We start from the raw sequence: 25,729 nt of genomic DNA, 5'->3' as shown, positions 1-25,729 counted from the left end.
CGATGGCGGCCTGTCAGCCAACAAATGTGTTGAATGTGACGGCCTCATCGCGGGCAAGCCCGCTCCCACAATGTTTTGTGGGGGTCTTAGAGGCCCAGCAGCGACAACATGATGAACGTCGCAAACAACACAAAATGGGTCATGCCTTCGATGGCATTGGTTTCGCCGTCGTTGAGGTTGATCGCGCTGACGATCAGGGTGAGGAAGATCATCACCGTTTGCACCGGGGTCATCGCCATCTGGAATGGCTGGCCCGTGTAGAGCGCCATCGCTTCCATCACCGGCACCGTCAGGATCACCGTCGACAGTGACGCGCCCATGGCGATGTTGACCACCGACTGCATGCGGTTGGCCAGGGCCGCGCGCAACGCGGTCAGAATCTCCGGCGCGGCGGAAATGGCCGCCACCAGGATCGCCGTAATCACCGGCGGTGCGCCCGTGCCTTCCAGCCCCAGATCGAGGGTCTTGGACATCACTTCGGCCAGTGCGCCGATCACCACCACGCCAAACACCAACGTACCGATACTCAGCGCCAGATTGACCGGTTCAGATTCTTCCTCCGGGACTTTCTTGCGGCGTTTTTCCGGGTAGCTGTAGCTGAAGAAGTAACTGTGCGGCCCGACCTGCATACGCAGGAACAAGGTGTAGAGCACGACCATCGCGCCAATCGTGAACGCCGAATACAGCTTCCAGTTGGCCTCGGGAATGAACTCCGGCACCACCATGGAAACGCCCATGGCGGTGAGGATCATCACGCTGTAACTGCGGGCCGAGTCATCGTTGTAAGACTGTTCACCGTGCTTGATCCCGCCCATCAACGCAGCCAGGCCGAGGATGCCGTTGATGTCGAGCATCACCGCCGAATATATCGTGTCGCGCACCAATGTGGGCGAGGCCTCGTTGCTCATCATGATCGCCAGGATCACCACTTCGACCAGCACGGCGGCCAGGGTCAGGATCATCGTGCCGTAAGGGTCACCGACTTTTTCGGCGAGCAGTTCAGCGTGATGGGCGACGCGCATGGACGCAGCAACGATGAACGCAATCAACACCAGCCCGGCGGTCAGCGCGATGGGCTGGCCGCTGTGCAGCATCCAGTGTTCCATCGGATAAGCAACGACGGCGGCAATGACGGCCAGCAGCAGAAACTTTTCTTGCTTGAGGAGTGAGAGCATCGCGAGCCTTTTTTGCCGAGTGGAGCGAACAGAGTGATGAGCTACTGACTGCGGGGCGGCGCTAACGTTTCGTTACACCTTAGCGCACCAGTGGATGGCAGCAGGTTTGGCATGTGCACTTTATTGGCCTTGCGGGCCTCCTCGCGGGCAAGCCCGCTCCCACAGGTTTTGCGCAAATCCTGTGGGAGCGGGCTTGCCCGCGAAGGGCGCGACACGGTTTCGGATCTTTTGTTGTCCTGTTGGTCAGCAATTTGCATTGCCCCTGCCAACCTCACAACAACATGGAGTTCGAATTCATGCACAAACGTCCGTTGAAGAAGCTGCTTTGCGCCGTCGCCGCGGCCATCGGTCTGAGCGCGAGCCTGACCGCCAGTGCCGCCGACCCGCTGAAAGTCGGCTTCGTCTACATCGGTCCGATCGGTGACCACGGCTGGACGTATCAGCATGAACAGGGGCGCAAGGCGCTGGCCGAGAAGTTCGGCAATCAGATCACCACCAACTATGTGGAGAACGTCGCCGAAGGTGCGGATGCCGAGCGGGTGATCCGCAACATGGCCAAGGACAACTACGACCTGATTTTCACCACGTCTTTCGGCTACATGAACCCGACCCTGAAAGTCGCCAAACAATTTCCCAAGGTGACCTTCGAACACGCCACCGGCTACAAGCAGGACAAGAACCTCGGCACTTACCTGGCGCGCACCTATGAAGGTCGCTACGTTGGCGGTTTCCTCGCGGCGAAGATGACCAAGACCAAAAAGATCGGTTACGTCGCGTCCTTCCCGATCCCGGAAGTGATCCGCGACATCAACGCCATTCAACTGGCCCTGAACAAGTACAACCCCGGCACCGAGATCAAGGTGGTGTGGGTCAACTCCTGGTTCGATCCGGGCAAGGAAGCCGACGCCGCCAATGCGCTGATCGACCAGGGTGTGGACGTGGTGTTCCAGCACACCGACAGCCCGGCGCCGATCCAGGCCGCCGAACGTCGCGGTGTGTACGCCGTGGGCTACGCTTCGGACATGGCGCACTTCGGGCCGAAAGCGGTGTTGACGTCGATCGTCAACGACTGGGGCCCGCATTACATTCAAGCGACCCAAAGCGTGCTCGATCACGCGTGGAAGTCGCAGGATTACTGGGGTGGTTTGAAGGAAGGCACGGTTGAATTGCCGATCAGCGATCTGGTGCCAGCGGCGGTGAAGACCGAGGCCGAGCAGATCATTGCGGACATCAAGAGCGGCGCCTTCCACCCGTTCACCGGGCCGATCAAGGATCAGGCCGGCACCGAGAAAATCCCGGCGGGCGCGACGGCGAGCAATGCGGAACTGGCGTCGATGAACTACTACGTTGAAGGAATGAAGGCCGACATCCCCAAGTGAATCCCGCGCCGAACATAAAACCCTGTGGGTGCGAGCCTGCTCGCGATAGCGTACTGACATTCAACATAGATGCTGAATGTTCCGGCCTCATCGCGAGCAGGCTCGCTCCCACAATGGATCTTCAGCGTTTTTAAGGACTGCGCATGAACAGCCTTCCCATCATCGACATCACCCCGCTTTACAGCGAAGACCAGCACACTTGGAAATCCGTTGCCGGAGAGATCGACCAAGCCTGCCGCGAATGGGGCTTTTTCTACATCAAGGGTCACCCAATCTCCGCATCGCGCATCAACGCCGTGCTCGAGCACGCCCAACGTTTCTTCACCCTGCCCACCGCCGAAAAGCTCAAGATCGACATCACCCAGACCCGCCATCACCGCGGCTACGGCGCCATCGCCACCGAGCAACTCGACCCGAGCAAACCCAGCGACCTGAAAGAAACCTTCGACATGGGCCTGCACCTGCCGGCCGACCATCCTGAGGTGCTGGCGGAAAAACCGTTGCGCGGCCCCAACCGTCATCCAGCAATCCCGGGATGGGAAGCGCTGATGGAACAACACTACGTCGACATGCAGGCCTTGGCTCAAACCCTGCTGCGTGCCATGACCATGGCGTTGAACATTGAGCACGATTTTTTCGACAAACGCTTCAATGAGCCAGTTAGCGTCCTGCGGATGATCCACTACCCGCCGCGCCACACCGCCAGCTCCGAAAAGCAGCAAGGCGCCGGCGCCCACACCGACTACGGCTGCATCACCCTGCTGTACCAGGACGCCGCCGGTGGCCTGCAAGTGCGCAACGTCAAAGGCGAATGGATCGACGCGCCGCCGATAGAAGGAACCTTCGTGGTCAACCTCGGCGACATGATGGCGCGCTGGAGCAATGACCGTTACCTGTCGACGCCGCACCGGGTGATCAGCCCGCTGGGCGTCGATCGTTACTCGATGCCGTTCTTCGCCGAACCGCACCCGGACACGCCGATTGAATGCCTGCCCGGTTGCCAGGACGCATCGCACCCGGCGAAGTACCCGGCCACCACCTGCGCCGAATTCCTGCTCTCGCGATTCGCCGACACTTACGCCTATCGAAGGGAACAGGCCGCCGTGTGATGAACCGCCTGGTCAGGTTTTGCTAATTGTTTCCACGGGCATCTGTAGAATGCTCGCCATCTGCACCTGATGAGAAAAGACTATGTACGACTGGCTGAACGCCCTGCCCAAGGCAGAACTGCACTTGCACCTGGAGGGTTCGCTGGAGCCTGAGTTGCTGTTCGCCCTGGCCGAACGCAACAAGATCGCCCTGCCGTGGAGCGATGTCGACACCCTGCGCAAGGCGTACGCCTTCAACAACCTGCAAGAGTTTCTCGACCTGTATTACCAGGGCGCCGACGTGTTGCGCACCTCGCAGGATTTCTACGACCTGACCTGGGCCTACCTGTTGCGTTGCAAGGCGCAGAACGTGATTCACACCGAACCGTTCTTCGACCCGCAGACCCACACCGATCGCGGCATCCCGTTCGAGGTGGTCCTCAACGGTATCGCGGCGGCGCTCAAGGATGGCGAGCAGCAACTGGGCATCACCAGCGGCTTGATCCTGAGCTTCCTGCGTCACTTGAGCGAAGACGAAGCCCAGAAAACCCTCGACCAGGCGCTGCCGTTCCGCGAGGCGTTTGTGGCCGTCGGCCTGGACAGTTCGGAGATGGGCCACCCGCCGAGCAAGTTCCAGCGCGTGTTTGATCGTGCCCGTCACGAAGGCTTCCTGACCGTCGCCCACGCCGGTGAAGAAGGCCCCCCCGAGTACATCTGGGAAGCCCTCGACCTGCTGAAAATCCAGCGCATCGACCATGGCGTACGCGCCATCGAAGACGAGCGCTTGATGCAGCGGATCATCGACGAGCAGATCCCGCTGACCGTGTGCCCGTTGTCCAACACCAAGCTCTGCGTGTTCGATCACATGTCCCAGCACAACATCCTCGACATGCTTGAGCGTGGTGTGAAAGTGACCGTGAACTCGGATGACCCGGCGTACTTTGGCGGGTATGTGACCGAGAACTTCCATGCGCTCTATACCGATCTGGGCATGACTCAGGATCAGGCCAAGCGTTTGGCGCAGAACAGCCTGGATGCGCGGTTGGTAAAACCGTAAGCAACACTGCATAACCCTTTGTGGGAGCGGGCCTTGTGGTGAGGGGATTTATCCCCGCTGGGTCGCGCAGCGGCCCCAAACCTGCAATATCGGAGTATCAGATACACCGCATGCTCTGGTTTTGCGACTGCTTCGCAGCCGAACGGGGATAAATCCCCTCGCCACAAAGGGCCCGCTCCCGCAGGTTCTGTATTCAGCCCGCTACCGGTTCGGTCCGTCAAACAGCGCTAAAGCGCCATTTCCAGCTCGGTTTCCTTGGCGAAACGATGAATTTCCCGTTGCCCCGCGGCCGTGATCTGCAAGGCTCGCGAATCGTTGGGCAGGCTAAGCCAGCCGGATTGCATGAACAGCTGCAACAACGCAGCGCCCAAAGACCCGCCCATGTGCGGGCGTCTTTCGCTCCAGTCGGGACACGCGCAGGCGACTTTGCTGTTGCGATGGGCCAGGGCCTGGATATACACGCCCCGCGAGGCCAGTTGCGTCGAACCCTTGTGGGTGATCATGACCCGCTGCTCGAACTGCTCGATCCAGCCGGCATCTAGCAACCGCTGGTAAAGATCGGCCGCCAGGGTGCCTCCCAAATGGTCATCACACAGTCGGGCCCGCAACAACGACGATGGGGCCGCCTGAGGTTTGGCGATGGGGCTGGTGCGTTTGAAAACGTCCGGGATTGGCTGCGGGGCACTGGCCAGCGTCGCGCTGGCCAGTGCTTCGATTGCCGCGCCGACTTCAGGCGCGGCCAGGCGGAAAAAGCGTTTGCGCCCACGGATCTCGACTTTCAACAGACCTCCGGCGGACAAACGTCCCAGGTGTGCACTGGCCGAAGACGGTGACAGGCCGGCCAATAGAGCCAGCTCTTCGGTCTGCCGCGCCGAGCCGTCCATCAAGGCCCACATCATTGCGCTGCGCTTGGGGTCAGCCAGCAACGTGGCGATCTGGCTGATGCAAGGTGCATGTTCCATGTATTCACTCCCTGTTGAATCGTTTCGTCTGCTGCTCAGAGACATCTTGACCAGTAATGTGTCGTCGGCCAAGACGCGGAAACCGCCATAAGCCGGGCAAAGCCACCCACACACCTGTGCCTTTGCTTCGCAGGTATTGCGAAGGTCGGGTGCCTGGCCGAGTGGCCGGGCCGACTGGAACGCGGACTCGCCATCGCAAGATCGACGGTGCGCACATGAGGCGGGCGCTAGTATAAGCGGGTTAACCGCCGGTTCCTGCCCTTGGGAAAGCGTGGGTGGTGATACTTCCTGACAGAAATTTCGCTATTTGCCTGCGACTAATGATCCATGCCCGATATCGTCGGAAATTGGCTGCCCAAATGAGCGCATCGGCTGGCAAGCATTTCCCGCAAAAGGTTCACCGGCTTACTCAATTGTGCGCGATGGGCGCACAGCAAATTCAGCGGTGCGCGCTCACACAGCAGCTCCGGCATCAGCACTTTCAATCGGCCGGCGAGTACATCGGCGGCGACATCGAGCCAGGACTTGTAAGCAATCCCCGCCCCTGCCACTGCCCACAGCCGTACGACATCGGCATCGTCACTGAAGCGATCACCGCTGACGGTCAGGCCGACTTCGCGTTTGCCGTCGTGGAAACTCCAGTGGTCATGGACCCGGCTGCCGAGCATGAACAACAGGCAATTGTGCTGCGCCAGTTGCTCCAGATGCCGCGGCTCGCCATGCCTGGCCAGATAACTCGGTGCGGCGCAGAGCACACGGCGGTTTTGCGGAGCGATGGGCAGTGCCACCAGGCTTGAGTCTTCCGGCTCCCCATAACGCAGGGCAATGTCCACCGGTTGGCGGAACAGGTCGGCGATGCGGTCGCCCAGCAAAAGGCGCACGGTCAGTTTGGGGTGTTCGCGCTGGAACTCGTCGAGCCATGGCAGCAACAGGTTGCGGCCAAAGTCCGACGGCGCCGACAACTGCAAAATCCCGCTGACCTGGTCCTGACCGCTGGCCAACAAACGACGGCCTTCATCGAGGTTGCTCAGGGCGGCCCGGGCATATTCCAGGAAGCCCTCACCTTCGGCGGTCAGGCGCAAACTGCGGGTGGAACGCGCCAGCAAACGCGCGCCGAGTTGCTGTTCGATGCGCTTCAATGCCGCACTGGCCACCGCCGCCGACATGTCCATCACCCGAGCTGCGGCCGACAAACTCCCGAGGTCGGCAGCCCGGACAAACAACTGCAAGTCATCGAAACGCAGCATTTCCAGCCCCGATTATCAAAAAAATATTGAAAGAGACTGCTCTTTTAGCGGGTTTTATCTTGTTGAGAAATAGCCAATCATCTGTCCCATCGAAATCACCCCATTTGCGGAGTCACCCATGTCCCAGCCTTTCACCGCCATTGCCACCCTCATTGCCAAACCCGGCCAGCAAGACAACCTCGAACAGCACCTGCGTGCGCTGGTGGAACCGACCCGCGCCGAGGCCGGTTGCGGCCAATACGACCTGCACCAGGACCTGGCCAATCCGCTGGCTTTCTACATGATCGAGCACTGGAGCAGCGACGAAGCCCTGCAAGCCCATGACGCCAGCGCCCATGTCCAGAACTTCCGCGCCAAGGCCGGCGACTTTCTCGAACACTTCGAACTCAAGCGCCTGCGCACCGTGGCTTGATCCCTTCTTCGATTACTGTTCAGGAGCCCTACATGAAAGCCATCGCCTACTACGCCTCTTTACCGATCAGCGACGCCAATTCCCTGCAAGACATCGAACTGCCAGAACCGGTGGCCGGTCCGCGCGACCTGCTGGTGGAAGTCAAAGCTATCTCGGTGAACCCGGTCGACACCAAGGTCCGCCAGAACGTCCAGCCCGAAGGTGGCGCGGCGAAAGTGCTGGGTTGGGATGTGGCCGGTGTGGTCAAGGCCGTCGGCAGCGAAGTCACGCTGTTCAAGGCGGGCGACAAGGTGTTTTACGCCGGCTCCATCGCCCGAGCGGGGGGCAATAGCGAATTGCACGTGGTGGACGAACGCATCGTCGGCCATATGCCGAAAACCCTCGGTTTCGCCGAAGCCGCCGCGCTGCCGCTGACCGCCATCACGGCCTGGGAATTGCTCTTCGAACGCCTGCAAGTGCGCGAAGGTAAAACCGATGAAGGCCAGAGCCTGCTGATCGTCGGCGCGGCGGGCGGTGTGGGGTCGATCCTCACGCAACTGGCCAGCCAGCTCACCGGGCTTAACGTCATCGGCACTGCTTCCCGCCCGCAAACCCAGAGCTGGGTGCGCGAGTTGGGCGCCGATCTGGTGATCGATCACAGCCAGCCGTTGAGCGAAGAACTCAAACGCGCCGGTGTGAACCAGGTGACCCACGTCGCCAGCCTGACCCAGACCGATCATCACCTGGATCAACTGGTCGAGGCGTTGGCCCCGCAAGGCAAACTGGCGTTGATCGATGATCCCAAAGCGCTGGACGTGACCAAGCTCAAGCGCAAGAGCCTGTCGCTGCACTGGGAGTTCATGTACACCCGCTCGCTGTTCGAAACGGCGGACATGATCGAGCAGCACAAACTGCTCAACCGCGTGGCCGGGCTGATCGACGCCGGGACGTTGAAGACCACGGTCGGCGAGCACTTCGGGACCATCAACGCGGCCAACCTGCGTCGTGCCCACGAGCTGCTGGAGAGCGGTAAGTCCAAGGGCAAGATTGTGCTCGAAGGGTTCTGAAACAAGCTGAAACAGGTGTCGTCCCTCTGGACGACACCGTCAGTCTGAGAGTTGATCCTTGTCACAATTGCGATCGTATTCGGGTCTACAATCGAAACCTCTGCGATGCATTCTTTTACGTAACATCTTTTAAGAGAGGAGAGTTCAGCAATGAAGATCCTGATAAAAGAAGTGGCTAAATCCCAGTGGCAGGTCCGTCTGGACCAACATGCGGTAACGTTCCGCAGCGAAGCTGAAGCACTCGCCTTCACCAGAACCCTTGAAGCGCGATTGCTCGCGCCTCATCAAATTCCCGACCGCCAGCAGCGCGCCGCTGGCTGAGTCCGTCCTCAGACCTGGGCTTGCGCCAATGCCCGGGCATTTTGCAGACGCCGGGTGAGCATCGCCGCGCTCACCACCAGAATCCCGCACAGGCTGATGACTATTGCCATCGGCACGGCGCTGCCATCGTGTAACACACCGACCAACGCTGCCGCTGCGGCGGCAACACTGAATTGCAGGCAACCGAGCATCGCCGACGCACTGCCGGCGCGGGCGCCCTGCCCGTTCATGGCGCAGGCCGAGGCGTTGGGCAGGATGCAACCGAGGCTGGCGATGCAGATGAACAACGGAATCAGCAGCGGCCATAACTGTTCGGTGTGCAACGTACTGACGGCGAGCAGCGTCAGGCCGGCACCCAGGTAGATCCACACGGTACGTACCAGCAGGAACGCCGGGCCACGCTTGGCCAGCAGTCGCGCGTTGACCTGCGCCACCAGAATGAACCCCGCCGCGTTGGTCCCGAACAGCCAGCCGAAATGCTCGGCGGGTACGCCGTAGAGTTTGATGAAGACGAACGGTGAACCGGCGATGTAGGCAAACATCCCGGCAATGGCGATACCGCCGGTCAAGGCGTGGCCGAGGTAAACCGGATCCGCCAACAGCCGACCGTACTGACGCAACGCCCCCGACAACGGTTGACGCGGCACGTGGGCCGGCAGACTTTCCGGCAAGCCGATCGCCACAGCCAGCCCCGCCAGGGCACTGAACCCGGTCAGCACCAGGAAGATCGACTGCCAGCCCGTGGTGTTGACCAGCAGTCCACCCAGCATGGGCGCGAGAATCGGTGCCAGGCCCATGACCAGCATCAGTTGCGAAAAGACTTTCGCCGAACCCACCGCATCGCATTTGTCACTGACCACCGCACGGGCGATCACCATCCCGGCGCAACCACCGAGGGCCTGAATGAATCGCGCACCGATCAGCCATTCCAGGTTCGGCGCAAACGCGCAGGCCAGGGAGGCGGCGGTGAACAACCCGACGCCCGTCAACAACGGAATCCGCCGCCCGAAGCGATCCGCCACCGGGCCGTACGCCAGTTGACCGAGGGACAGGCCCAGGAAATACGCGGCGAGTGTCAGCTGCACGTGTTTTTCGTCAGTGCCGAACGCGAGTGCCATCGCCGGGAACGCCGGCAGGTAGAAATCGATCGCCAAAGGACCGAAAGCGCTGAGGGCGCCAAGAATCAAAATGGTACGGAAGTTCATCAGGCATCCAGTTGGGCGTAAGTCGGCAGCCCGACAGTCTAGCCGCGCATGGACGCCTTGAACATTCCGATAGCTCGCTAACTATTAAATATCACTGGAGATACAAAACCTCTGGGAGCAACCCAGTGTGGAGAGAACCTGTGTGGGAGAAAGCTTTTGTGGTGAGGGGATTTATCCCCGTTGGGTGGCGAAGCCACCCGCAATACTTGCAACCTCGGAGCATCAGTTACACCGAGTGCACTGGTTTTACGACTGCTTCGCAGTCGAACGGGGATAAATCCCCTCACCACAAAAACCCGCTCCCACAGGGAACTGCATCCATCATTCAGGCGAGTTTGGCGTCGTAGCCTTCTTCGGTGATCGCAGCAATCACTTGCTCGGTCGTCAGCGCGCTTTCAACACCGACTTCTTTTGTCGCCAGATCGATCCGCACGCTGGCCGCAGGATCCTTGGCTTGCAGCGCCTGGGTAATGGCTTTGACGCAGTGACCGCAGGACATGCCTTGAACGTTGAACACTTGCATGGTGTGGCTCCTTTGATGAGGTTGCGATCAGTCTCGAGCTTGCCACCATGGCAAGGTCAAGTTCTGCAGAAATCTGCCGGGCTGGCAATCGGCGGCGCGCTCGGCCAAGCTGCGTGCATCAATGACTCGACTTCAGGAGATTCAGCCATGCGCTGGTCAGCTCTCAGCCTGTTTGGCTTCCTCAGCCTATTTGCCGCGACACCTTCGGTTCAAGCCGCCGGGGAGGACTATGGCGTACTGATCATTTCCCGCGAGCGCCTGGAAGTCGCGACCTCCTGCGAGATCGGCGTGTACATCCAGGACCAACTGTCGGCGCGGCTGTTCCAGGAGCAAAGCACCTCGTTCAACCTGCCGCCGGGCAATGTGTCCCTGCGCCTCAAACTGTTGCCGGGCCAGGCACCGGGTTGCAACCCGGGCATGCTCGCCCCGGGCTCGCAGAACATCACGCTCAAGGCCGGGGATGTGCTGAAGTACCGGATTGCGATGACGCAGGAAGGGATGTACCTGAAATCCACCGCTCTCGACTACTGACGCCAATCCCTGCGGGAGCGAGCTTTTGTGGTGAGGGGATTTATCCCCGTTCGACTGCGAAGCAGTCGTAAACCAGTGCACTCGGTGTAACTGATACGGCGAGGTCGCAGGTTTTTGGGCGGCTTCGCCACCCAACGGGGATAAATCCCCTCACCACAAAAGCCCGCCCCCACATTGGGTCTGCGGCGATTTGTAGACTGGCGCTTGACCTTGCCCGCATGGCAAGGTTGATCCTGTAGGCATCTTCTACAGGGAGCGCGACCGATGTCCGAATCCATTACGTTCGATCTGCCGATTGCCGGCATGACCTGCGCCAGTTGCGCCGGGCGTGTCGAGCGTGCCTTGAGCAAAGTCATCGGCGCCTCTGCCGTCAGCGTCAACCTCGCCACCGAGCAGGCCCGGGTCCAGGCGCCCAGCGACAGCCTGCCGGCGTTGATGGATGCAGTGCAGCAGGCCGGTTACAGCGTGCCGCAGCAAAGTCTGGAATTGAGCATCGACGGCATGACCTGCGCCTCCTGCGTCGGCCGTGTCGAACGGGCGCTGGCCAAAGTGCCTGGGGTGAAAAGCGTCAGCGTCAACCTCGCCAACGAACGTGCCCACCTCGAACTGCTCGGACACATCGATCCGCAAACCCTGATCGCCGCGGTGACCAAGGCCGGTTACGGCGCCAGCGTCTGGGAAGTCGAACACCCGCAAACCGATCAGCAACAGCAGCGTCTGCACCGCGAGCGTTGGGCGCTGATCATGGCGATCGCTCTCTCCTTGCCGCTGGTGTTGCCGATGCTGCTGCAACCGTTTGGCGTGCACTGGATGCTTCCGGCCTGGGTGCAATTCGCGTTGGCCACGCCGGTGCAGTTCATTTTTGGCGCACGTTTTTATGTCGCCGCCTGGAAAGCCGTGCGCGCCGGGGCCGGCAACATGGATTTGCTGGTCGCTCTGGGCACCAGCGCCGGCTATGGCTTGAGTCTTTATGAATGGGCCACCGCGGCCGGGAGCATGCCGCACTTGTATTTCGAAGCCTCGGCGGTGGTGATCGCCTTGGTGTTGCTGGGCAAATACCTCGAAAGCCGCGCCAAACGCCAGACCGCCAGCGCCATCCGCGCCCTCGAAGCCTTGCGCCCGGAGCGCGCCATTCAGGTGATCGACGGCCGCGAGCAGGACGTCGCCATCAGCGCCTTGCGCCTCAATGACCTGGTCATGGTCAAGCCCGGCGAACGCTTCCCGGTGGACGGTGAAGTGGTCGAAGGCCAGAGCCACGCCGACGAAGCGCTGATCAGCGGCGAAAGCCTGCCAGTGCCCAAGCAACCCGGTGACAAAGTGACCGGCGGCGCGATCAATGGCGAAGGTCGGCTGTTGGTTCGCACCTTGGCCTTGGGCGCAGAAACGGTGCTGGCGCGGATCATCCGCCTGGTCGAAGACGCACAGGCCGCGAAGGCGCCGATCCAGAAGCTGGTGGATAAAGTCAGCCAGGTGTTTGTGCCGACCGTTCTGTTGATCGCGCTGGCGACGTTGATCGGCTGGTGGTTGTACGGCGCGCCGATGGAAACCGCGTTGATCAACGCCGTCGCCGTGCTGGTCATCGCCTGCCCTTGCGCACTCGGGTTGGCCACGCCGACCGCGATCATGGCCGGCACCGGCGTCGCCGCACGCTACGGGATTCTGATCAAGGACGCCGAAGCACTGGAACGTGCTCATGAAGTCAGCGCCGTGGTGTTCGACAAGACCGGCACGCTGACCTCGGGTACCCCGCGCATCGCTCATCTGAGTGCCATCAACGGTGATGAAGCCGCCCTGCTGCAAATGGCCGGCGCCCTGCAGCGCGGCAGTGAACACCCGCTGGCCAAGGCCGTTCTGGACGCATGCACCGAACGCGGCTTGACCGTGGCCGATGTCAGCGACAGCCAATCGCTGACCGGTCGGGGCATCGCCGGCACCCTCGACGGTCGTCGTTTGGCCTTGGGTAATCGCAGGCTGTTGGAAGAAAGCGGTTTGAGCGCAGGGAAACTGGGTGACTCCGCAACCGCTTGGGAAACCGAAGGCCGCACCCTCTCCTGGCTGATCGAACAAAGCCCCAAGCCAACCGTACTGGGCCTGTTCGCGTTCGGTGACACGCTCAAACCCGGTGCGTTGCAGGCGGTGCAACAGCTCAGCGCACGCCACATCAGCAGCCACCTGCTGACCGGCGATAACCGTGGCAGCGCCAAGGTGGTTGCCGAAGCGCTGGGCATTACCGATGTCCACGCCGAAGTCTTGCCGGCAGACAAAGCCGCTACGGTCGCCGAACTGAAGAAAACCGGCGTGGTGGCTATGGTCGGCGATGGCATCAACGACGCCCCGGCCCTGGCGGCCGCCGACATCGGCATCGCCATGGGTGGTGGCACCGACGTGGCCATGCACGCTGCAGGGATCACCCTGATGCGCGGTGATCCACGGCTGGTGCCTGCCGCGCTGGACATCAGCCGCAAGACCTACGCGAAGATCCGGCAAAACCTGTTCTGGGCGTTCGTCTATAACCTGATCGGCATTCCGCTGGCCGCGTTCGGCTTCCTCAACCCGGTGCTGGCCGGCGCGGCGATGGCGTTGTCGAGCGTCAGCGTGGTGAGCAATGCGCTACTGTTGAAAACCTGGAAACCCAAGGACCTGGAGGACAATCGATGAACATCGGCCAAGCAGCCCGGCATAGCGGCCTGAGCGCGAAGATGATTCGTTATTACGAGTCCATCGGCTTGCTCAAGGCCGCCCATCGCACCGACAGCGGCTACCGCGTTTATGGCGACGACGACCTGCACACGCTGGCGTTCATCAAGCGCTCCCGGGACCTGGGGTTTTCACTGGAAGAGGTCGGCAAACTGCTGACCCTCTGGCAGGACCGCCAGCGGGCCAGTGCCGACGTAAAGGCCCTGGCCCGCCAGCATATCGATGAACTGAACCAGAAAATTCTCGAACTCGGTCAGTTGCGCGACACCTTGCAGGACCTGGTCGAACACTGCCAGGGCGACCATCGTCCCGACTGCCCGATTCTCAAAAACCTGGAGTCGGGCTGCTGCGCGCAACCTGTTCGCGCCTGATCGCCAAAGCGGAGTGTCAGGCGGATTGATTTGGAATGTGACGGCCCCATCGCGGGCAAGCCACGCTCCTACAGGTTTTGTGTCGACCATGGAATCCGGGGCGACACAAAACCTGTAGGAGCGAGGCTTGCCCGCGAACCAGACGACTCGGTCCTGAACCGGGCGCTGAAGCAAAAAACCCGGCCGAAGCCGGGTTTTTCGTTAACCGATCACTGCATCCACGGTGGAGGCGGTTCTTCGGTTTTGCCCGGTGGCGCGTCATCTGCCGCGCGCACCGCTTGTTTGCGCTCTTCATCCAGGCGTGCCGCCTCGATCTCGCGCATGATCCCGCCAACATCGGCCAACTCTTCCGGCTCGTCGAACTCGCCGGTCAAGATACTGGCCGGGTGCAAGGTGCCAGCTTCGTACAGTGCCCACATTTCCTTGGCGTACTTGGTCTTTTTCAACTCTGGCGCAAACCGGCCAAAGTAGGAGGCCATGTTGCCCACGTCCCGCTCCAGCATGCTGAACGCGTGGTTGTTGCCCGCCGCGTCAACCGCTTGCGGCAAGTCGATGATCACCGGGCCCGTCGGGGTCAACAGCACATTGAACTCGGACAGGTCACCGTGCACCAGACCGGTACACAACATCAGAACGATCTGCGAAATCAGGAACGCGTGATATTCGCGCGCCTGGTCCGGCTCCAGCACCACGTCGTTCAGACGCGGCGCGGCATCGCCGTACTCATCGGCCACCAGTTCCATCAGCAGTACGCCTTCGAGGAAGTCATACGGCTTGGGCACCCGGACACCCGCACCGGCCAAACGGAACAAAGCCGCCACTTCGGCGTTCTGCCAGGCGTCTTCGGTTTCTTTCTTGCCGAATTTCGAGCCTTTGGCCATCGCTCGCGCCTGACGGCTGTTGCGCACCTTGCGGCCTTCCTGATATTCGGCCGCCTGACGGAAACTGCGTTTATTCGCCTCCTTGTAGACCTTCGCGCAACGTAACTCGTTACCGCAGCGCACCACATAAACAGCTGCTTCTTTACCACTCATGAGTGGGCGCAGCACCTCGTCGACCAGACCGTCCTCGATCAGGGGTTCAATGCGTTTTGGAGTCTTCATCAGCTTTTATTGTGGGTCCTTTATTACCAAACACGCGAAAGTCATTCGTTATACGGCAATCCACTCGTTCGGGGGAGGGGTTGCCGACCTATGAACGTCGAGATGCACACAATGTGCCGGATAAATCGGTCAATCATAGCCGGTCGCCATTGGCCGCCCGAGATCATAGCTGAGCCTGCGCCACTTGGTGACGAAGGGGTGTGAGGGCATTTACGACAGAAGCTGACACCGAAGTTCAAACCCTTCGTAGGATTTTTCTCAACCGGCCTCAATTTCCCCTTCATTCAGCCGAAGTCCTCAGTGACAGAGTGATTTGTCCGACAATCGTTCCGACCAAAAAAACGATGGCGCGCTCAAGGATCCGGGTTGATCAACAACGTTTACGGCTGCCAAAATCCGCGAGTCATCTGCACTGCGTGGGCCTACAAGAAAAATCTGGAGCGCGGATGAACATCAAACAGAAGTTGACCTGGGCGTTTGCAATTATCGCCTGCCTGCCCGTGGTGCTGGTCGCCACCCTCGTCGTGCTGAACTTGCGCAGTGACGCCAAGGAGGATTTCGTCGACGGCAGTGGCCGCGAAATTCGTCAGGTCAGCAACGCCATGCAACTTTTCTTCGACGGCATCAGCCAGAACGTCGATTACCTGGCCAAGCAACCGCTGATCAAGGACTCCGACGACAGCCTCAAGACCTACATGAGCGCCAACGCCGAGAGCATTCCCCAGGGCGAGATGGACAAAAAAGTCTTCAGCCTCCTGCAGGACCTGGGTAACAGCCATCCGTCCTACGCCTACGCCATCCTCGGCACCGCGGCCGGCGGTTATGTGTCCTGGCCGGACGATGCCAAGCTGAACAATTACGACCCGCGCCAACGCCCCTGGTACAAGGCGGCCCAGGCCAAACCGGGCAAGCCGTTTCGCACCGAGGCCTATTACTGGGCTCAGGACGATGCAACTTACGTCAGCACCGTGCGCACCATCGACAACAAATTGGGCAGCAATGGCGGCGTGGTCAGCATCGACGTGACGCTCAAGCAACTCACCGAAATCGTCAAACAGATCAAGCTCGGTGAAACCGGCTACCTGATGTTGCTGGAGAACACCGGCACCGTTTTGGTCGATCCGAAGCAACCGGAACATAACTTCAAGGCTTTGAGCAGCCTGGGCGAGGGTTACGCGCAACTGGCCAAGGCCGGCAAAGGCCTGGTGGAAGTCGAGTTGAACGGCGAACGCTACATGGCCAACGTCTGGCCGTCGGAGCAACTGGGCTGGACCTTCATCGGCCTGATCAAGCAAAACGACGTGATGAGCTCCGCGACCCAACTGACCTGGCTGATCGCAATCATCGCCGCCGTGCTGGCGGTGGTCTTCGCCGTCCTCGGCGCCAGTTTCGCCAGTGTCATCGTGCGGCCGATCCGCAGCGTGGCCAGCGGCCTGGAGGGCATCGCCCAAGGTGAAGGTGACCTGACCAAGAACCTGGAAATCCGTGGCAGCGACGAAACCGCGCAGTTGGCCAACTGGTTCAACCAGTTTCTGACGGCGATTCGCAACCTGATCCAAAGCATCGGCGGCGCCGCAACCAAAATCCTCGCCACCTCCAAGAGCTCGACCCAGGTTTCCAGCGACATGGCTGAAGCCGCCGGGCGCCAGCGTGAAGCGGTGGACATGGTGTCCACGGCGTTCCACGAAATGGTCGCCACCGCCAACGAAGTCGCGCGCTCTTGCAGCCAGGCGGCGGAATCCGCCGACAGTGGCCAGCGCCAGGCGCGCCAAGGTCAGCAACAGATTGATGCGGCCGTGACCAGCGTTGATCGCCTGAGCCAGGAAATCGAACAGTCGGCGCAGTCGATGCAGCAGCTGGAACGCGACAGCAACGACATTCAGTCGATCCTGGGGACCATTCGCTCGATTGCCGAACAGACCAACCTGCTGGCACTGAACGCAGCCATCGAAGCGGCCCGGGCCGGTGAGCAAGGTCGTGGGTTTGCGGTGGTGGCGGATGAAGTCCGGGCGCTGGCCAAACGCACGGCCGACTCCACAGCCGAAATCGATGGCTTGCTGGGCAACCTGGCTAAGCGCACCAGCCAAGTGACTCAGCAGATGCATGCGAGCCTGGAAGTGTCGCAACAATCGGTGACCCGCATCGGCGAAGCGCGCAGCAGTTTCGGGCTGATTCGTGAGTCGGTGGACGTGATTCGCGACATGAACACGCAGATCGCCACGGCGGCGGAAGAACAGCATCAGGTGGCGGAAGACATCAATCGGCACATCAGCCAGATCCATGGCGATGCGCAATTAGTGGCAGAACTGGCGAACTCCGCGCGACTGGATTCGCAGAGCCTGGCCGGGTTGTCGAATGAACTGGATGGTTTGGTTCGCCGCTTCAGGACTTGAGAATGGGGGGTGGTTTTAGATCCACCCCTCACCCTAACCCTCTCCCCAGAGGGGCGAGGGGACTAATTGATGTTTTCTTAAGAAAATTATCGACCTGAGAAACCGAGTCGAACTCAGTTGTCGAAAACCATGAAGATCGGCTCCCTTTCCCCTCTCCCCCGTGGGGAGAGGGCTGGGGTGAGGGGCTGGATCTCACTGCCGAAACAACTCCCCCGGTGTAAACCCAAACAACCCCTTGAACGCCGCAATAAACGCCGACGTCGAGTCATACCCGCAAGACAGCGCCGCATTGGTCACGCTGTTGCCCTCCTCCAGCAAACTCAACGACGACAGCAACCGCATCCGCTGCCGCCAACCGCGGAAACTCAACCCGGTCTCGCGCTGGAACAAGCGCATCAGCGTCTTCTGCGACATCCCCAACCGCTGCGCCCATTCCGGCAACATCACGTTGCGCTCCGGGCTTTCGATCAGCTCATTGCACAACCCGAGCAACCGCTCATGTCGCGGTAACGGCAGGGAAAACCCCACCTCCGGCAGATTCGCCAACTGATCCAGCAGCACATTCACCAGCCGTGCTTCCTGGCTGTCGCCCTGTGGATATTCCACCGGCAGCAGGCAGAAACTCTTGATCAGCTCCCGGGCCAGCGGCGTGACTTCCAGCACCCGGCAACGACCGTCGGCCCATTCGCAATCCTCACGGCGCACGTAGAGGCTGCGCATCTCGGCGCGCATCGAGGTCACCACCTGATGCTCGAGATCCGCCGGAATCCAGATTCCCCACTGCGGCGGCGCAAAGAAGCTGCCTTCCGCAGTGTGCACGCCGAGAACACCGCTGATGGCGTAGGAAAACTGCACCCAGTCGTGGCGATGAGGCGGCGTCCACGACCCGGCATTCAGACTTTCCGCCCTCGCGAACAGCGGACGCGGCAACGCTTTCAGCGTCGGAATCGCTCGTTCGAGGGAAAGTTGTCCGTTACTCGGCATTGATTGGCCTTATGTCGCAAGACAGCAGACAGGGCCAACGTTAGGCTAAGTCATCAATTCTTACAAATGTATTCGGTGGCCGTTATGCATGCCTTCAAACACCTCAAACGCGTGTCCACCGACTGGTTCTTGTGCGGCATGCTGATCGCCACGCTGCTGTCGTATTTCTTTCCGGTCTTCGGCGCCACGGGCGGCGGGATGCACGCCGAATACGTGATCAACATCGGCGTGTTCCTGGTGTTCTTCCTGCACGGCGTCAACCTGTCCAGCGAGCAGATCAGCCATGGCCTGAAGAACAGGAAGCTGCACGTGATGGTTCAGGGCTTCACCTTTGCGGTGTTCCCGCTGATCTGGTGGCTGAGTGACAAGCTGTTGGGTTCGCACATTCCGTCGCTGCTGATGCTCGGTTTCTTCTACCTGTGCGCCCTGCCCTCGACCATCTCCTCTTCCGTGGCCCTGACCGGCAGCGCAGGCGGCAACGTGCCGGCGGCGATTCTCAACGCAAGCCTGTCCAGTGTGCTGGGGATTTTCCTGACGCCGTTGCTGGTGAGTCTGGTAGTCGGCAGCGGTGCCGGCGGCATCGATCTGGGCTCAACCCTGCTCGACCTCTGCGCCATGTTGCTGTTGCCGCTGGTGCTCGGCCAACTGATGCGGCCGTTGTGCGGCAAATTCTTTGCCCGGCACAAGCGCTACACCAACATCGTCGACAAGCTGGTAATCCTGTTGCTGGTGTACTCGGCGTTCTGCAACTCGATGGTCTCGGGGATGTGGCAACAACAGGGCAACAGCGTGATTCTCACGGCATTGCTCGGCAGCGCGATCCTGCTGGCGGTCATCCTGTGGATGACCACCCGCACCGCCCGCGCCTTGAAATTCAGCCCGGCGGATGAGATCGCGGCGGTGTTCTGCGCCAGCAAAAAATCTCTGGCCGCCGGTGCGCCGATGGCCGCGTTGATCTTCGGTGCCAACCCGGGCCTTGGTTTGATTCTGCTGCCGATCATGATTTATCACCCGTTGCAGCTGATCGTCTGCTCGGTGATGGCCGAGAGTTACGCCAACCGCAACCGCGAACGCGTCGCGCAGCAGAATGCCGAGCTGATCAGCGCTCGATAATCGCCGTCACGCCTTGACCGCCAGCGGCGCAGATCGAGATCAAGCCTCGGCCCTTGCCCGCCGCGTCGAGCAACTTCGCCAGGTTGGCGACGATGCGCCCGCCGGTCGCGGCAAACGGATGCCCGGCCGCCAGTGAGCTGCCTTTGACGTTGAGACGGCTGCGGTCGATGGAGCCCAGCGGCGCGTCGAGACCGAGGCGGGTTTTGCAATACTCCGGATCCTCCCAGGCCTTCAACGTGCAAAGCACCTGCGCCGCGAAGGCTTCGTGGATTTCGTAATAGTCGAAGTCCTGCATGGTCAGTCCGTTGCGCGCCAGCAAGCGTGGCACCGCGTACACCGGCGCCATCAACAGCCCTTCGGCACCGTTGACGAAATCCACCGCCGCAGCCTCGCCGTCACGCAAATATGCAAGGATCGGCAAGCCACGTTCCTTCGCCCATTCTTCACTGCCAAGCAGCACCAGCGACGCGCCATCGGTGAGCGGCGTGGAGTTGCCCGCCGTCATCGTGCCCTTGGCGCTTTTCTCGAAGGCCGGTTTCAAGGTGGCGAGTTTTTCCAGGGTCAGGTCCGGACGCAGGTTGTTGTCGCGGGTCAGGCCGAGGAACGGCGTCATCAGGTCGTTGTGCCAGCCTTCGGTGTAAGAGGCGGCGAGTTTTTGGTGACTCTCCAGTGCCAGTTGATCCTGTTCTTCGCGGGGGATGTTCCAGGTCTGGGCCATCAATTCGCAGTGTTGGCCCATGGACAACCCTGTGCGCGGCTCACCGTTGCGCGGGAACTCCGGGATCAAGTCCCGGGGACGCAGCTGCAGAAACGTTTTCAGTTTGTCGCCGGTGGTCTTGGCGCGATTGGCTTGAAGCAACACCCGGCGCAAACCTTCACTGACACTGATCGGCGCATCCGAGGTGGTATCGACGCCACCGGCAATGCCGCAATCAATCTGTCCCAGGGCAATCTTGTTCGCGACCAGCAACGCCGCTTCCAGACCCGTGCCGCACGCCTGTTGAATGTCATAGGCCGGCGTATAAGGGGACAACCGTGAACCGAGCACACACTCGCGCGTCAGGTTCATGTCGCGGGACAGCTTGAGGACCGCCCCCGCGACCACTTCGCCGATACGCAGGCCATGCAGGTTGTAGCGTTCGATCAGGCCTTCGAGCGCTGCGGTGAGCATCGCCTGGTTACTGGCGGTGGCGTACGGCCCATTGGAGCGGGCGAAGGGAATACGGTTACCGCCGATAATCGCGACGCGGCGCAGCTGAGTCATGAAAAGCTCCTGTCAAAAAATCCAATGTAAACACCAGCCCTGTAGGAGCGAAGCTTGCTCGCGAACGCGCTGGGACATTCAATATCTCCTCTGAATGAAACATCGCCTTCGCGAGCAAGCTTCGCTCCTACACTGTTCAAGCGTAGGCCTAATCTCGTGGATCGAACGACTGATTGCCATTCGTGGTCCACACTTTGAACCCCAGCTGCCGGAGTGCGTTCCATGTCTGACCGTTATATCGACTTCGCCAATTCCTCCATCGGCCATCGTCTGGTCGGGGCCATGGGACTGCCGTCTCCGGTGCGCCTGGAGCGTTGGCAAGCAGGCCGGCTGCGGCCTGTCGAAGGGGCGCTGTTGATTGGCGGCGGCCCGCTGACGGAGAAAGTCAGCGCCTTCGCCAACCGCCTGACCGACGCGATCTACAGCTATGGTACCGAGCCGTCCCTGGCCACCGCGTGGATTCCCGGCCATGGTCCCAAACTCAAGGCCGTGGTGTTCGACGCCAGCGACCTGGTGCAGACCGATCAGCTCAAACAGCTGCGCGAGTTCTTCCAGCCGCTGATAAAAAACCTCGACCACAGCGCGCACCTGGTGATTCTGGGGCGTGCACCAGAGACATTGAGCGACCCGTTCGCCGCCAGCGCACAGCGTGCGGTGGAAGGGTTCAGTCGTTCCCTGGCCAAGGAATTGCGCAGCGGCGGCACCTTGCAGCTGATCTATGTCGGTGAAGGCGTCGAAGATCAACTCGAAGGGCCGCTGCGGTTTTTCCTCTCGCCCAAAAGTGCGTTCGTGTCCGGGCAAGTGATTCGCTTGAAGGCCTGCGATACGCAGGTGTCGGACTGGACTCGTCCACTGGCGGGGCGCAAAGCGCTGGTCACGGGAGCCGCGCGCGGCATTGGTGCCTCCATCGCAGAAACCCTGGCCCGTGACGGCGCCGAGGTGATTCTGCTCGACGTGCCACCGGCCAAGACCGATCTCGACGCGCTCGCCGCACGCCTCGGCGGGCGCAGCATCACCCTGGACATTTGCGCCGAAGACGCCGCAGCGCAGTTGATCGAACTGCTGCCCGACGGTGTCGACATCGTGGTTCACAACGCCGGCATTACCCGCGATAAAACCCTGGCCAACATGACCCCGGAATTCTGGGACGCGGTGCTCGCGGTCAACCTGAATGCGCCGCAAGTGCTGACCAAGGCTCTGCTCGACAGCGGCACCTTGCATGACAACGGGCGGGTGGTTCTGTTGGCGTCCATCAGCGGCATCGCCGGCAATCGCGGACAAACCAACTACGCCGCGAGCAAAGCCGGGCTGATCGGTCTGGCCCAGGCCTGGGCGCCGCTGCTGGATCAGCGCGGTATCAGCATCAACGCGGTGGCGCCGGGATTCATCGAAACCCAGATGACCGCGCACCTGCCATTCGGTATTCGCGAGGCCGGGCGGCGCATGAGTTCATTGGGCCAGGGCGGCCTGCCACAAGACGTCGCCGAAGCGGTCGCGTGGCTCGCTCAACCGGGCACCGGCGCGTTCACCGGGCAAGCGCTGCGAGTCTGCGGGCAAAGTGTCTTGGGGGCATAAAGATGATCACCGATTGGCACACACTCAACCGCGAACCGAGCCTGACCGGTCTGTATGTACGGGCGGCGACACGGCGCAAAATCACCGGCACCACATTGCCCGACACGGGTTTGCGCTGCTCGGTCGAAGTCGATCCGCAACGCCTGGCGGCGTATCGCAAGGTCTGCGGTTTTGCCGACAACGGCTTGCTGCCGCCGACCTATCCACACATTCTGGCGTTTGCCTTGCAGATGCAATTGCTCACGGCCAAGGACTTTCCGTTCCCGCTGCTGGGGTTGATTCACCTGAGCAATCGCATTCGCGTCTTGCGCCCTATGGGCGGCGTGCACCGCGTGCGGGTCAGTGTGCAGGTGCAGAATTTGCAACCCCACGCCAAGGGGGCGACATTCGACCTGGTGACGTCGCTCGACGATCAGTTGGGGCCGCTGTGGGAGGCTGAAAGCCAGATGCTGTGCCGCGGGGTCAAGCTTGAAGGGGAACCGGTCGAGGAAGTCCTGGCATCGACAACGGCGCTGACCGAAGTGACTCGCTGGGAAGCGCCGACCGACATTGGCCGCCAGTACGCGAAAGTGTCCGGGGACTACAACCCGATTCACCTGAGTGCGGCGAGCGCCAAGCTGTTTGGTTTTCCCACAGCCATTGCTCATGGACTGTGGAACAAGGCCCGGACATTGGCGGCGTTGAGTGAGCATCTGCCCGCGGCGAATGTCGAGATTGCGGTGCAGTTCCGGAAACCGGTGCGGTTACCGAGCGAGGTGACATTGCTGGCGAGTGCGGCAGGGTCCAGTGGGGATTTTCAGTTAGTGGGCGCGGGGGATCTGGAGCATATGGTGGGGCATTGGCGGCCGATTGCCTGATTAATCTCTTGTGCCTGAACGACCGCTATCGCGAGCAGGCTCGCTCCCACAGGGGGGGTGTCGTTTGAGGATTAGTGCGGTGGATAGTTGGCGAGGATCCGCCCCACCGTTTCACGTATCGCCGTGCTGCGATCCGATGGATTCGTCGTGCGGCCGAGCATTTGCTCATCGCTGCCACGCCATACCAGTTTGCCGTCCTTTCCATCGAGCAGGTCGATCTGGATGGTCGCCACTTTGTAAGTCACGTTGCGGGTTTCGTTGTACATCGGCCCACCCCAATAACCGTTCCATGGATTACCCCAACCACCGCCATAGTTGGTGGTCACCTGTTGCTGGCGTTCTTCGACGATCAGGTAGGTCTGTACGTCAAGATTTCCCTTGCTGCCAGCGGCGGCCGGGCGCAGGCCACGCTGATCCAGCTGGTCGGCCACCGATTGGCGGATGCGCTGTTCGGTCAGGTCGCTCTTGATCCGTGGATCATCGGGGCGATATTGCAGGGCCGGTTCTTTCCAGGACCAGCTGCGATAGGCGGCGAAGTCGCGGCTGGCATCGAAGTCATTGTTGACCTGGTTGGCGGCGCAGGCACTGAGCAGCGCGGCGACGGCCAGTAAAGCAAAACGGCGGATCATGATGGTTCTCCGGTTGAAGACATGAACCTGTGAAAGTCTTCCAGACAGCAAAAGCTAACTGGGAGGATACGCCGACATGGCCTTTTCTACAGCTTCCCTGATCGCGTCGGCACGCTCGCTCTGACTGCCGCGATTGCCGGTTTCGGCACTGGCGCTCCACACCGGTTGGCCGTTCTGAGCGTCGAACAAATCGACCCGCACCACCACGACCTGTTCCTGATACGTGCGCACAATCGGCACCGTGTTGTACATGCCATAGCCGTTGCCGTAGCGGTTGTAGCCGCCATAACCACCGCCGTAATAACCGTAGTCATCCCGAACCTGGCGTAAACGGGTTTCCAGATGCAGATTGGCGCTGACAAACAGGTCAGCCGGACGGTTGTTATCGTGCAACGGGCGCAAGCCGCGCTGATCGAGGGCGTTGCTGACGGCTTCGGCGACCTGGGCCGAGTCCGCCCAGGCGCTGCCCGGTGGCAGTTGCCCGTCGAGCCAGGCCCAGCTGCGGTAACGCCCGTAGTCACGCGGCGGTGCCGGGTAGGCGCTGCGGTCGAAGGTGTTGGCTGCCTGAGGCGGGGCCGGCGGCAAGGGATTGGAGGTCGCCACATAAGGGTTGCTGCCCTGGCAGGCCGCCAACCCGAGACAGATCACCAGTAACCCTGAACGACTTTTCATGCTGCGCTCCGATCAGACCGGCCGACAGATCCAGTGTAAATAGCGCCCAAGCCCGGCAAAGCTTGGGTGGCGGCGGTGGGCCAGCTCCATTTCGAGCAAGTCCACGAGTTCGGCGCGGGCCTGGAATTCCACTGGCATGTAGTCGTGAAAAACCCGCACCCCGCTCTGGGTTTCGACCTGCCACAGGCCCTCAAGTTGCGCCGCCAGTTCGCGCGGATCAAGGGGCTGCTGCGGGGTCAGGCTCTGCTTCTCGCCGGCCATGTCGTTCTTGCGCATCTTGCGGAAATGACCTTTGAGCAAGTTGCGGTAAATCAGCGCATCGCGGTTGTAGAAGGCCAGTGACAGCCAGCCATCCTGCTGGGTCAACTGATGCAGCACCGGCAGGATCGCGTGGGGTTCGGCCAGCCATTCCAGCACCGCATGGCACAGCACCAGGTCGTAGGGCTCGGTGAGCTGACCGAGCAAATCCTGCCACGGTGCCTGAATGAACGTGGCGGTCTGTCCGGCGTCGGCGAAACGCTGGCGGGCGCCTTCGAGCATCGGTTCGGCGGGTTCGGCCAGCGTGACGTCATGACCGCGCTGGGCCAGCCACAACGACATGTGGCCCAGGCCCGCGCCGATATCCAGTACTCGCAGCGGACGGTCCGGCAGGGTTTCGGCCAGGTCGGCCTGAAGCACCGCCAGACGGATCGCGCCTTTGGCACCGCCATAGATTTTCTCGGCGAATCGGGTCGCCAGTTGATCGAAATGACGATCGCTCATCAGCTGAACCTCTTTTCGCTGTCTGCGAGTTTGCTGCGCACCACTTCATTCATGTCCAAGCCCAGCTCGCCGCACAGCAGCAGTAGATAGTGGACGATGTCGCCGATTTCCTGCCCGGCGTGGGCCAGTTTGTCCGCCGGCAACTGGCGCGACTGGTCTTCGGTCAGCCACTGGAAAATCTCCACCAGCTCGGACATTTCCACGCTCGCGGCCATGGCCAGGTTTTTTGGGCTGTGAAATTGCCGCCAGTCATTGCGGTCACGGATGGCGTGCAGGCGTTCGGTCAGTTCAACAAGGTTCATCGGGCTCTCCTGAAGGCGTATAGCTTCGGGGGGATGGCCGGGGATGGCAAGGGTGCTTTTC

Annotated in this window: 25 protein-coding genes and 1 pseudogene; 14 read left to right on the top strand and 12 right to left on the bottom strand. The window is 61.1% G+C overall.

The annotated features are described in order from the left end of the window. Positions 1-86: 86 nt before the first annotated feature. Complete coding sequence (locus ACA053_RS03305) at positions 87-1,175, bottom strand: calcium:cation antiporter (RefSeq protein WP_497315403.1); 1,089 nt, start codon at positions 1,173-1,175, stop codon at positions 87-89. Between the two features lie 296 nt (positions 1,176-1,471). Here ACA053_RS03305 and ACA053_RS03300 point away from each other — a divergent pair, with 296 nt between their 5' ends. The 3 genes from ACA053_RS03300 to ACA053_RS03290 all read left to right on the top strand — a co-directional run bounded on the left by ACA053_RS03300 (position 1,472) and on the right by ACA053_RS03290 (position 4,699). Continuing rightward, positions 1,472-2,554 (top strand): BMP family ABC transporter substrate-binding protein, encoded by a 1,083-nt coding sequence (locus ACA053_RS03300; RefSeq protein ID WP_497394540.1) that lies wholly within the window; start codon positions 1,472-1,474, stop codon positions 2,552-2,554. Between the two features lie 143 nt (positions 2,555-2,697). Continuing rightward, positions 2,698-3,663 carry a 2-oxoglutarate and iron-dependent oxygenase domain-containing protein gene (locus tag ACA053_RS03295; RefSeq protein ID WP_497394539.1) on the top strand — a complete coding sequence of 322 codons (966 nt, stop codon included), beginning with the start codon at positions 2,698-2,700 and terminating at the stop codon, positions 3,661-3,663. Positions 3,664-3,745: 82 nt separating this feature from the next. Next, positions 3,746-4,699, top strand: coding sequence for an adenosine deaminase (locus ACA053_RS03290; RefSeq protein WP_497315397.1), 954 nt, complete (start codon positions 3,746-3,748; stop codon positions 4,697-4,699). Positions 4,700-4,926: 227 nt separating this feature from the next. Here ACA053_RS03290 and ACA053_RS03285 read toward each other — a convergent pair whose 3' ends face one another. Continuing rightward, positions 4,927-5,661 carry an ArsR/SmtB family transcription factor gene (locus tag ACA053_RS03285; protein WP_497394538.1) on the bottom strand — a complete coding sequence of 245 codons (735 nt, stop codon included), beginning with the start codon at positions 5,659-5,661 and terminating at the stop codon, positions 4,927-4,929. A 317-nt stretch (positions 5,662-5,978) separates the two neighbouring features. Further along, positions 5,979-6,908, bottom strand: a complete 930-nt coding sequence (gene vimR / locus ACA053_RS03280) for a transcription regulator VimR (RefSeq protein WP_497315393.1) — start codon at positions 6,906-6,908, stop codon at positions 5,979-5,981. A gap of 118 nt (positions 6,909-7,026) precedes the next feature. Between vimR and ACA053_RS03275 the strand changes: the two genes are divergently transcribed. The 3 genes from ACA053_RS03275 (at position 7,027) to ACA053_RS03265 (ending at position 8,687) form a co-directional block, all read left to right on the top strand. Continuing rightward, positions 7,027-7,320 carry a putative quinol monooxygenase gene (locus ACA053_RS03275; protein ID WP_497394537.1) on the top strand — a complete coding sequence of 98 codons (294 nt, stop codon included), beginning with the start codon at positions 7,027-7,029 and terminating at the stop codon, positions 7,318-7,320. Between the two features lie 32 nt (positions 7,321-7,352). Beyond that, the gene (locus tag ACA053_RS03270; protein ID WP_497394536.1) at positions 7,353-8,366 is read left to right on the top strand and encodes a zinc-binding alcohol dehydrogenase family protein; all 1,014 of its coding nucleotides are present in this window, start codon (positions 7,353-7,355) and stop codon (positions 8,364-8,366) included. A 150-nt stretch (positions 8,367-8,516) separates the two neighbouring features. Further along, the gene (locus ACA053_RS03265) at positions 8,517-8,687 is read left to right on the top strand and encodes a hypothetical protein (protein ID WP_208670165.1); all 171 of its coding nucleotides are present in this window, start codon (positions 8,517-8,519) and stop codon (positions 8,685-8,687) included. An 8-nt stretch (positions 8,688-8,695) separates the two neighbouring features. Here ACA053_RS03265 and ACA053_RS03260 read toward each other — a convergent pair whose 3' ends face one another. Beyond that, positions 8,696-9,892: a multidrug effflux MFS transporter gene (locus ACA053_RS03260; RefSeq protein ID WP_497394535.1), complete on the bottom strand. Its 1,197-nt coding sequence runs from the start codon at positions 9,890-9,892 to the stop codon at positions 8,696-8,698. 325 nt (positions 9,893-10,217) lie between these two features. Further along, complete coding sequence (locus ACA053_RS03255) at positions 10,218-10,415, bottom strand: heavy-metal-associated domain-containing protein (RefSeq protein ID WP_109627810.1); 198 nt, start codon at positions 10,413-10,415, stop codon at positions 10,218-10,220. 147 nt (positions 10,416-10,562) lie between these two features. On the opposite strand from ACA053_RS03255, the gene ACA053_RS03250 reads away from it, so the two are divergent. The 3 genes from ACA053_RS03250 to cueR all read left to right on the top strand — a co-directional run bounded on the left by ACA053_RS03250 (position 10,563) and on the right by cueR (position 14,014). Then, complete coding sequence (locus tag ACA053_RS03250; RefSeq protein ID WP_109627809.1) at positions 10,563-10,946, top strand: hypothetical protein; 384 nt, start codon at positions 10,563-10,565, stop codon at positions 10,944-10,946. 264 nt (positions 10,947-11,210) lie between these two features. Next, the gene (locus ACA053_RS03245) at positions 11,211-13,604 is read left to right on the top strand and encodes a heavy metal translocating P-type ATPase (RefSeq protein ID WP_497394534.1); all 2,394 of its coding nucleotides are present in this window, start codon (positions 11,211-11,213) and stop codon (positions 13,602-13,604) included. Then, positions 13,601-14,014: a Cu(I)-responsive transcriptional regulator gene (gene cueR, locus ACA053_RS03240; protein WP_497315382.1), complete on the top strand. Its 414-nt coding sequence runs from the start codon at positions 13,601-13,603 to the stop codon at positions 14,012-14,014. The genes ACA053_RS03245 and cueR overlap by 4 nt, the downstream gene beginning before the upstream one ends. Before the next feature lie 209 nt (positions 14,015-14,223). Here cueR and ACA053_RS03235 read toward each other — a convergent pair whose 3' ends face one another. Further along, a complete protein-coding gene (locus ACA053_RS03235; protein ID WP_109627806.1) occupies positions 14,224-15,117 on the bottom strand; it encodes a PA4780 family RIO1-like protein kinase in 894 nt (297 codons plus the stop codon). Between the two features lie 344 nt (positions 15,118-15,461). Between ACA053_RS03235 and ACA053_RS03230 the strand changes: the two are divergent. Both ACA053_RS03230 and ACA053_RS03225 read left to right on the top strand, forming a co-directional pair. Then, positions 15,462-16,652: pseudogene (locus tag ACA053_RS03230) on the top strand (HAMP domain-containing protein); the annotation flags it as partial. A gap of 90 nt (positions 16,653-16,742) precedes the next feature. Next, a complete protein-coding gene (locus tag ACA053_RS03225; RefSeq protein WP_370655161.1) occupies positions 16,743-17,510 on the top strand; it encodes a methyl-accepting chemotaxis protein in 768 nt (255 codons plus the stop codon). Between the two features lie 192 nt (positions 17,511-17,702). Here the strand turns inward: ACA053_RS03225 and ACA053_RS03220 are convergent, their stop codons facing one another. Then, positions 17,703-18,494, bottom strand: coding sequence for an AraC family transcriptional regulator (locus ACA053_RS03220; protein ID WP_497394533.1), 792 nt, complete (start codon positions 18,492-18,494; stop codon positions 17,703-17,705). 84 nt (positions 18,495-18,578) lie between these two features. Here ACA053_RS03220 and ACA053_RS03215 point away from each other — a divergent pair, with 84 nt between their 5' ends. Beyond that, positions 18,579-19,607, top strand: a complete 1,029-nt coding sequence (locus tag ACA053_RS03215; protein WP_497394532.1) for a bile acid:sodium symporter family protein — start codon at positions 18,579-18,581, stop codon at positions 19,605-19,607. On the opposite strand, the gene ACA053_RS03210 is transcribed toward ACA053_RS03215, so the two are convergent. Next, entirely contained in the window at positions 19,594-20,871 is a 1,278-nt protein-coding gene (locus tag ACA053_RS03210; protein ID WP_497315375.1) for an acetyl-CoA C-acetyltransferase, read from the bottom strand. The two genes, ACA053_RS03215 and ACA053_RS03210, sit on opposite strands and share 14 nt — an antisense overlap. A 222-nt stretch (positions 20,872-21,093) precedes the next feature. Between ACA053_RS03210 and ACA053_RS03205 the strand changes: the two genes are divergently transcribed. Together ACA053_RS03205 and ACA053_RS03200 are read left to right on the top strand one after the other, a co-directional pair. Continuing rightward, positions 21,094-22,446 carry a 3-oxoacyl-ACP reductase gene (locus ACA053_RS03205; RefSeq protein ID WP_497394531.1) on the top strand — a complete coding sequence of 451 codons (1,353 nt, stop codon included), beginning with the start codon at positions 21,094-21,096 and terminating at the stop codon, positions 22,444-22,446. 2 nt (positions 22,447-22,448) lie between these two features. Further along, entirely contained in the window at positions 22,449-23,303 is an 855-nt protein-coding gene (locus ACA053_RS03200; protein WP_497394530.1) for a MaoC family dehydratase, read from the top strand. A gap of 71 nt (positions 23,304-23,374) precedes the next feature. Here the strand turns inward: ACA053_RS03200 and ACA053_RS03195 are convergent, their stop codons facing one another. The 4 genes from ACA053_RS03195 to ACA053_RS03180 are packed head-to-tail and all read right to left on the bottom strand — an operon-like array spanning position 23,375 to position 25,668. Next, the gene (locus tag ACA053_RS03195; protein WP_497394529.1) at positions 23,375-23,932 is read right to left on the bottom strand and encodes a DUF4136 domain-containing protein; all 558 of its coding nucleotides are present in this window, start codon (positions 23,930-23,932) and stop codon (positions 23,375-23,377) included. Positions 23,933-23,986: 54 nt separating this feature from the next. Continuing rightward, entirely contained in the window at positions 23,987-24,604 is a 618-nt protein-coding gene (locus tag ACA053_RS03190; protein ID WP_497394528.1) for a DUF4136 domain-containing protein, read from the bottom strand. A 12-nt stretch (positions 24,605-24,616) separates the two neighbouring features. Next, the gene (locus ACA053_RS03185; protein WP_109627797.1) at positions 24,617-25,366 is read right to left on the bottom strand and encodes a methyltransferase domain-containing protein; all 750 of its coding nucleotides are present in this window, start codon (positions 25,364-25,366) and stop codon (positions 24,617-24,619) included. Further along, positions 25,366-25,668: a nucleotide pyrophosphohydrolase gene (locus ACA053_RS03180; RefSeq protein WP_497394527.1), complete on the bottom strand. Its 303-nt coding sequence runs from the start codon at positions 25,666-25,668 to the stop codon at positions 25,366-25,368. Before ACA053_RS03180 ends, ACA053_RS03185 begins: the two co-directional genes overlap by 1 nt. Positions 25,669-25,729: the final 61 nt, after the last annotated feature.

The organism is Pseudomonas sp. LBUM1672, from assembly GCF_059695655.1.
The sequence above is the reverse complement of the archived record's forward strand: the minus strand, read 5'-3'. Positions and strand labels throughout refer to the sequence as shown.